Origin of the sequence: Chitinophaga sp. (assembly GCF_035564935.1) — a bacterium.
In the GTDB taxonomy this organism is placed as follows: Bacteria; Bacteroidota; Bacteroidia; order Chitinophagales; family Chitinophagaceae; genus Chitinophaga.
Window position 1 is genome coordinate 1 of record NZ_DATMTE010000063.1, and the last position, 7,549, is coordinate 7,549.

The following is a 7,549-nucleotide window of genomic DNA, read 5'->3' on the forward strand; positions in this document are numbered from 1 at the left end:
ATTCCAAACAACTGATAATCAGATAGATAAAATTCATCAGACAGTGTCTGATAAATCAGCAGCTTCAAATAATCCGGATGGATCTTCGCTAACAACCTCCATAGAAATCGGCAGAGTTTCAGGTAAAAAAATCGTGAACAATCTGTCATTTACACACATTGCCAGTTTGCTAACGATAGAAGATGATTTCAAACGCACCTTTTATGAAGTTGAATGTATCAAAGGCAACTGGAGCGTCCGCGAATTAAAAAGGCAAATCGGCAGCCTTTATTTTGAGCGCATGGGCCTTGCCAAAGACCCACACAAACTTTCCCGGTTAATACAGCAATCAACGGAAAGCCCGGTAACGCCTGCTGATCTCATCAAAAATGTATATTCGTTTGAATTTCTTGATCTTCCGCAAAAAGCAGTAGAAAAAGAAAGTACGGTTGAACAGAAGCTACTGACCCATCTGCAGGAATTTCTGCTGGAAATGGGTCATGGGTTTTGCCTGGAAGGCCGGCAGAAAAGGATATTGATAGGCCAGGAATATTATTTTGTTGACGTAGTATTTTACCACCGTATCCTGAAATGCCATGTGCTGATTGAATTGAAAGTAGGTGATTTTACCTATGCAGATGCAGGCCAGCTGACCACCTACCTCAACTATTTCAAAGCAAAAATGACGGCGCCCGGCGATAATCCACCGATCGGCATTCTGCTGGTTACCAATAAAGATGAAGCGCTTGCCGAATATGCCATTCCTTCAGGAATGGACCAGCAGATGTTTATTTCTACCTATGCTGTACAACTGCCCACCAAAGAGCAGTTACAACAATTCCTGGCAGGTGAATTAAGAAGATGTGAAAGTTAAACCCTTTCGAGCTTCAGCATAACATGCTGTTCACCATAAAAGTGATTATAGAAAAGAATGGAATGAACAGGCGCTGGCAAATGCTCCACACCGGGAAACCATGCTGCGGGTATTTGCTGCGCCTTAATGATCCGCGCAGCCAACCATAAACCAAACGCACCTGCCGTATCATATTCACCGCAAAGATGTTTGAATGGCAGTTGAGGTATGCCCGGGAAACATTGATCCAGCTCCCGGTAATAATGCTCAAAATTACTGTCGCCGTTACGGCCGGTGATAATGAGATCAGGGGCTTGGGTAAATGATTTCAGGGCGACCGCTAATTTATTACCGGTTGGTTTATACAACATCCTGAAGCCTGAAATAGCAGCATAACTTTGTGGGGTAGGCGTGCCCGTTAGTGTGAAGAATGTTGCGCCTTCCCCGGCAATGCTGCCTGGTGAAAGCTGATGGTACAACTCCCGGTTGTCTGTAGGCTGCTCCTTCCAGAAACCGATCCGGCTCTTGATGTAAAAATGTTCTTTTGTAATTTCCTCAAAAGCACCGGTAAGCGTATGTGTGGCGCCTTCCTGCAACAACAGCATGCTGTCCAGCAATGCATTTTCAAAGGAAAAGCCGCGGTGTACAAAAGTATTGTTATAAGCCGTACATTTTTGTTGTAAGGCAATTAATCCATTCACAGAATTATACGTGGATTGAATAAAAGGAGTGGGGTTCAGCGCTGTTTCCTTGTATTCCGCGATTTCTTTGATAAACTTTTCTGTATCCTGCAAACTGCCTTTGCCGGTGCCGGTCACAATAGGGCCCGGCGTGGTAATGCCACTCTCCTGGCTGCATTTAAGCGCAGCCGTTAATCCCATTTTAAGCACCCGCGTCATACGGCGCAGGCTATTGCCAGGAATGAATGGTTTATAGTCGGGTTCTATACAGGCAAGCAGATTACTGTCTGTATGTACCAGCTGTGCCGAAAAAATATCCCCCTCAAAAGTTGGTTGCGGGGAAATGGCCGCCATTGCTTGTATGTAACACTTACCCTTCATATTTACTGATCACCAGGGAGGCGTTGTTGCCCCCGAAGCCGAATGAATTTGAAATAACATGATTTACCGGGTATCCTTCCATCAGGGTGGTAACCGGGCTGATGTTCAATTCCTCCATTCTTTCTGAGAAATTGAGATTGGGAAAAATTAACGCGTGTTGAATTGCCAGTATGGAGTAAATGGCTTCTATGGCTCCTGCCGCTGCCAGCGTGTGACCGGTAAACGGTTTGGTGGAACTGAAAAAGGGCACTTTATCGCCAAACAAACGTTCCAGTGCTTTTCCTTCGGAAACATCGTTATTAAGGGTGGCAGTGCCATGTACATTAATGTAGGATACTTCTTCCAGTGAATGCCCGCTCATTTCCAACGCCGTTTTCATGGCTTCGTAGGCGCCATCGCCATCCGGCGAGGGTGAGGTTGGATGGAAAGCTTCATTGGTATTACAGTACCCGCTCAACTCCGCCAGGACACGGCTGTTATTGGCCCTGGCGAAAGATTCACTTTCCAGCACCAGGTACGCGGCACCTTCGCCCAGGTTCAAGCCTGTACGTTGCTGATCGAATGGCCGGCAAAACTGCTTATCCACATTTTTAAGGGAGTTGAATCCATTCAACGTAAAACGGGTAAGCGCTTCAGTGCCGCCGCATACCATCCGTGGCAATATGCCCTGCTTAATCATCCGTGCCCCAAACATCAGCGCGTTGGCAGATGAAGAACAGGCTGTGCTGATAGTGGCAATATGCTCGCTGAATCCAACGGTATCGGCTATACGTTGTGTACAGTCCGCACAATCCAGTGTATCTATGTATTGTAAAAAAGATCCTGTCTTTCCAGGATCAATAATATCAAAATATAACTTCTCGGTATCGCACATACCGCCTACCGTGCTGGCATTGATAAAGCCTGTGGGAGCAGATTGCACGTCGGTAATACCTGCATCCTTCAATGCTTCCCACATGGCGGCCAGTCCAAGTAAGGTGGTACGGGTATACCCCTCCTTTGCCGGCATACCAGCAAGCGCAAACAGGGAATCACCGGCGTGTTTCACTTCTGCAACCGGCAACACATTTTTGTAAATGGTGTCAATATAGCTGCTATACCCCAGCCCGCTGTGCTGTAACCGCAGGCTCCGCAGGTTTCCGGCTACATTATCACCAATAGCGGTGATCATTCCTATCCCTGTTATAAACACTCTTTCCGCCATGTAGCCTGCTTACTTATGCCGGTTGTTTCGATTGGATAAACGCTGCCATAGACTGAACTGACTGCAAAATCTTACGGCCTTCGCGGGGATCTTCTACTTTGATGTGGTATTGTCTTTCCAGTAATACCATCAGCTCAAGTGAGTCGATACTATCGAGGCCCAGGCCTTCTCCAAATAACGGTGCATTGTCATCAATGTCTTCCGGTTTGGTATCCTGAAGGTTGAGTGCCTCAATGATCTGTTCTTTCAGTTTCTTTTTTAATTCTTCCATAATGTTGTAGGTTTATCACCTGTTGTTCACAACAGGCGAATGCCCTTGTGGGGAGTAAAAATACAGTTTTACTATTGTTTTGAAAACATTTATCAGTTCATTCTTCTTTTTTCCACCCATCCGGCTATGGCCAGCATAGCCAGTCCGGTAAGTATTAATCTCAGCACATTCTTCCATACAAATTCCATATCTCCGTTACGTAAATAAATATCGTTGATGGCATCGAGGCCCCAGCTTAAGGGCGACAAATGCCCCAGCAGCTGCATTCTTGCGGGCATTACCTCCAGGGGTATCCATATGCCGCCAATGGCCGACAAGATCACAATAGAGATAGCCCCGAAGTTCAGCGCCTGGTTAGGGGTTTTAAATACCGTACCAATCAGGATCCCGTAAGCCGTTGCAGCCAGCCCTATTGCACCGGCTACCAGCAATGTTGCTCCCGGATGCTGGCCCATTACCAGCTGCGGCAAATCGAGCAGCGGCAATACATAAATACCTACCAACATCATCAGGTAAAACTGCAGGATACAAACGCCAACAAAAAACAGCATCTTACCGGCAAGAATAGCCAGGTAAGATCCCGGTATCAGCTTCATCCGCAGCAGGCTGCCATCTTCCCTTTCCCTGATCATATTTCCTGCGATGGGTATTACAATAAAAAACATGGCAAAAATACTCCAGGCAGGTACGTTGTGCTGAACAGAATTGGAAATTACATCCAATTGTTTCCCTGTACCGGTACTTTGTTCCTTCAGCCCTACGGCCTGTAAGCGGATGGCTAAAGTATCTGCAGCGCCGGCAGTACTGTCTTTGCTCCGCAATTGTTGTTTAATGCGGCTCAGCAACATATCGGTTTCTACCTGTGTAAGAAAGTTATCTACCGATTGATGAATGGCGCCTTTGAACGCTTTCTTCGCAGCCGGATCAAAATAGATGGTCACATTTAATGAATCGACCGTCTTTTTTACCGGTAATGACACTGACATGCCCATCCTGTGCGTGATATCATTCACAATACGGTTGGCATTGCTCACAATGGCTGCTGTAGCCCCTGCGGGTATGATAATGCTGATCTTATATTTGCCTTCGTTCACCAGTTGTTTGGCGCGTTCGGCAGTTACCGGCCGTCCATCAACGGAATCAATGATATTGAATTGGCCGCCTGAAGCCAGGCCTTCTTTCACAGAACGGCCCAAACGGCCATGGTCATTATCTACCGTTAAAATATCAAACCGGATATCCTGGTAATCCTTAAAGGGGGCATCCTGGATCAGCGCCATTACAGTAATTAATACCACGGGCATTATAAACAGGAGGATGATCCCTGTTTTATCGCGTAACAGTAATTGCCACTCTTTCCTGATTGTTGCCAGTAGTCTTAACATCGCTTTTAGCCCTTCGCTTTAGCATTTAAAAATTAGTCCCGGAGCGCGTTTCCGGTAAAATGCAGGAATACGTCTTCCAGGTTATTACAATCGGGATGCTGGTGTATCAGGGTTAGCGGGTTGCCCTGCACAATCATTCTTCCTGCATCCATGATCACCACTTCTTCGCATAACGACTGCGCTTCTTCCAATAAATGGGAAGTATACAGGATGCTGGCTCCCTGGCTGTTGTAATCACGCAGGAATTGTAATATCATACTACGGGACTGAACATCCACACCTGCAGTGGGCTCATCCAGCACCAGTAATTTGGGGTTGTGCAGGATAGCTGCAATAATGTTGGCCCGCCGCTTCATTCCGCCGGAATATTTATGTATTTCTTTATGCGCACTTTTCTCCAGACCAAACAGCTCCAGGTAATGCATAATTTTTTGTTGCAGCGGTTTCCCTTTAAAACCGTACAGGTTACCGAAATAAGTAAGATTTTCTACAGCAGAAAGTTGCGGATACAGGGCTATCTGCTGCGGTACTATCCCAATAATATGTTTAATGGCTTCCCTGTGGGCGGCCTCCTGCTTTAAGTCCTGTATGATCACTTCCCCGCTGTCGCTCCGTACAATACCGCATAATATTGAAATCGTAGTGGTTTTGCCCGCGCCATTAGGACCAAGCAAACCGGCAATCTTTCCCTTCCCGAACTGAAACGTAAGTCCTTTCAGTGTGGGCTCTGCACTACCCTTGTAGGTTTTATATAGTTCTTTTACAGATATGCCGGACATGATGCTTTAAATATTTAATTACCACTTCACCTGTGCCAGTTTGCGGAAAAAAGCATCTTCAGATGCTGCGCACTCCAGTAACATCTGGCTCAATTCTTTATAGGAAACATTGTCTGCTGATCTGCTTTTACATACACGGCCGGCATCAAAGGCAAAATTACGCCATAAGTCGCCGGTTTTGGTCAGTTCTCCTGCCAGTTTACTCAGTTCATCTTTCTTCAGCAACACAGCAGCTTCCTGTAAAAATGCGGCATACAGGAAACGGAAGCCGGCGCCACCGGTACCGATCTCTTCCTGCATACGGATAATATTTCCCAGGTACAACGTGGCTTTCCGGTCGCCGGGATTTTCGGCATAATTAGCCACTCTTTTGGCAAGAAAGCGGATCCCTTTCACACCGAACATGGGGATAGGTACTTTCAGCATAAAGTGACATGCCTGTTCTATACCCGCTTTGACGGGCTTTTCAAATGAGGCGGAAGGAGGTACATGTACCGGGTAGTACATTTTCCCTTTGGGGGCCGGAAACCCTTTGGCAAAGCGGGCCTGCACCAGGCTTTCGGGATCAATGGTGGTCACTGAATCCATTACCGGATCGCTTACAAGGTATTGTCCGTCCTGTTTGTCGTAAACAACCAGGTTATGTGCGTTAAAATGAAACCGGTAAGAAGCGGGAAAGTAAGGCAGGTAATATACGCTGGACTGTAACCCCACCGGAATACCTGCTTCAATTACCTTGTCAAGCGCCTGCATTCCTTTTTCCGGTGTAGAAAATTTCTGGGACTCCATCCGCACTCCCAGCCGCTTGCATACCCGTTGGAAAATAGCTCCCGGCCATATCCGGTAGGTGGTACCGGGTACGCCGTTTACCTTTAAGAAGGGCAGGTGGCCAAAAAAGATACCTGCACCAATACCAAATGCCATTGGTTCACTGATTTTTAAGCCATAGTGTCCCAGCAGGTTTGATATTACACCACTTTCACAATGCGCGGTCTGGTTGTGTTGAAAAAAAGAATTAGTCATAATTTTATTTGTAGCAGCATTACGAATAACGGATCTGCGGGAAGATCATCGGATAACACCTACCCACAAATCCGTTATTGTCATTATGCTTTATTTGATCTGCAGAAGATCTGTTAAACTCACTTTAAAGGCATCTGCATAACGCTGCAATAGTTTGGGGCTGAGCTTTTTGAAAACGCCTGGTTTCATGTGCCTTTTCACCTGCCATTGGAATTTGCCTACATAGCTGGCCAGCAAAGGCAGATCCATCAGGTTCTTCTCCATGTAGTAGGCTACAGGGCTTATTTCGCCGGCTTCCACCCGGGCACGCGCTGCTTTTACTCTTTCGTTTACTTCTTCCCATGCCTGGTCAAGCGCAATATTTTCCGGCTCCCAGCCGGCACTTTGCACCTGCACATAATTGCCGGAATTATCCACCGCATACATAATTTGCTTGAATGTACCTTCATGCAGATTATCACTATCCTGCGGTACTTCCTCTTTTTTCATGAGAGCAGTTTTAGAAGTGATTGCCTATACAACAGTAATATGCGCATAAGCATATGAAAAACGTGCGCTTTCCGGAACCATCATTACTACTTTCTGTCCTTTCTTAAAGCGGCCGGTGTTCATCAGTTCTTCCAGCATCAGGTAAGGTGATGCGGTACCCACATTACCTACATTGGCCAGGTTGGTAAACCACTTCTCCAGGGGGATAGGAACACCCAACCGGGTAATTTCCTCATCTATCTTTAACCTGAAAAATTCAGACGACAGGTGAGGCAGGAAGAAATCTATTTCATCAAGATTAATATGGTGGCGCTCTACGAGCTCTTTCCACATCTGTGCTCCGGAAGGAACAATATTTTTACCGAGTAACCGGGTATCTTGCTTAAAGGAGAATACACTGTGCTGTGCCCATTCTTCCGGGGTCATATCGATCCACCCGGTGGTGGTGCCGTCCGGTTGTTTGATAGCGCCGGCATACATACACGTTTCCAGTTCATTGGCATAA

At 46.5% G+C, this 7,549-nt stretch carries 9 protein-coding genes; 1 reads left to right on the plus strand and 8 read right to left on the minus strand.

The genetic code is table 11. The annotated features are described in order from the left end of the window. Positions 1-133: 133 nt before the first annotated feature. On the plus strand, positions 134-853 hold the full coding sequence (locus VN105_RS01675) for a PDDEXK nuclease domain-containing protein (RefSeq protein ID WP_325637286.1): 720 nt from the start codon (positions 134-136) through the stop codon (positions 851-853). On the opposite strand, the gene VN105_RS01680 is transcribed toward VN105_RS01675, so the two are convergent. The 8 genes from VN105_RS01680 to VN105_RS01715 form a co-directional block, all read right to left on the minus strand. Further along, positions 850-1,866, minus strand: coding sequence for a beta-ketoacyl synthase chain length factor (locus VN105_RS01680; protein ID WP_325637288.1), 1,017 nt, complete (start codon positions 1,864-1,866; stop codon positions 850-852). The two genes, VN105_RS01675 and VN105_RS01680, sit on opposite strands and share 4 nt — an antisense overlap. A gap of 16 nt (positions 1,867-1,882) precedes the next feature. Further along, the gene (locus VN105_RS01685) at positions 1,883-3,097 is read right to left on the minus strand and encodes a beta-ketoacyl-[acyl-carrier-protein] synthase family protein (protein ID WP_325637290.1); all 1,215 of its coding nucleotides are present in this window, start codon (positions 3,095-3,097) and stop codon (positions 1,883-1,885) included. 13 nt (positions 3,098-3,110) lie between these two features. Further along, a complete protein-coding gene (locus VN105_RS01690) occupies positions 3,111-3,368 on the minus strand; it encodes a phosphopantetheine-binding protein (protein ID WP_325637292.1) in 258 nt (85 codons plus the stop codon). A gap of 92 nt (positions 3,369-3,460) precedes the next feature. Next, on the minus strand, positions 3,461-4,753 hold the full coding sequence (locus tag VN105_RS01695; protein ID WP_325637294.1) for an ABC transporter permease: 1,293 nt from the start codon (positions 4,751-4,753) through the stop codon (positions 3,461-3,463). A gap of 32 nt (positions 4,754-4,785) precedes the next feature. Further along, positions 4,786-5,532: an ABC transporter ATP-binding protein gene (locus VN105_RS01700; protein ID WP_325637296.1), complete on the minus strand. Its 747-nt coding sequence runs from the start codon at positions 5,530-5,532 to the stop codon at positions 4,786-4,788. An 18-nt stretch (positions 5,533-5,550) separates the two neighbouring features. Further along, entirely contained in the window at positions 5,551-6,555 is a 1,005-nt protein-coding gene (locus VN105_RS01705; protein WP_325637298.1) for a BtrH N-terminal domain-containing protein, read from the minus strand. Between the two features lie 90 nt (positions 6,556-6,645). Beyond that, on the minus strand, positions 6,646-7,044 hold the full coding sequence (locus tag VN105_RS01710; RefSeq protein WP_325637300.1) for a hypothetical protein: 399 nt from the start codon (positions 7,042-7,044) through the stop codon (positions 6,646-6,648). A 24-nt stretch (positions 7,045-7,068) separates the two neighbouring features. Further along, positions 7,069-7,549: 3-oxoacyl-[acyl-carrier-protein] synthase III C-terminal domain-containing protein (locus VN105_RS01715; RefSeq protein WP_325637303.1), on the minus strand; the 481-nt coding region annotated here is incomplete at its 5' end.

Excerpts from the sequence above, each read along its gene's own strand:
- VN105_RS01680 (WP_325637288.1), bottom strand. The coding sequence starts at position 1,866 with ATGGCGGCCATTTCCCCGCAACCAACTTTTGAGGGGGATATTTTTTCG.
- VN105_RS01685 (WP_325637290.1), bottom strand. The coding sequence starts at position 3,097 with ATGGCGGAAAGAGTGTTTATAACAGGGATAGGAATGATCACCGCTATT.
- VN105_RS01690 (WP_325637292.1), bottom strand. The coding sequence starts at position 3,368 with ATGGAAGAATTAAAAAAGAAACTGAAAGAACAGATCATTGAGGCACTC.
- VN105_RS01695 (WP_325637294.1), bottom strand. The coding sequence starts at position 4,753 with ATGTTAAGACTACTGGCAACAATCAGGAAAGAGTGGCAATTACTGTTA.
- VN105_RS01700 (WP_325637296.1), bottom strand. The coding sequence starts at position 5,532 with ATGTCCGGCATATCTGTAAAAGAACTATATAAAACCTACAAGGGTAGT.
- VN105_RS01705 (WP_325637298.1), bottom strand. The coding sequence starts at position 6,555 with ATGACTAATTCTTTTTTTCAACACAACCAGACCGCGCATTGTGAAAGT.
- VN105_RS01710 (WP_325637300.1), bottom strand. The coding sequence starts at position 7,044 with ATGAAAAAAGAGGAAGTACCGCAGGATAGTGATAATCTGCATGAAGGT.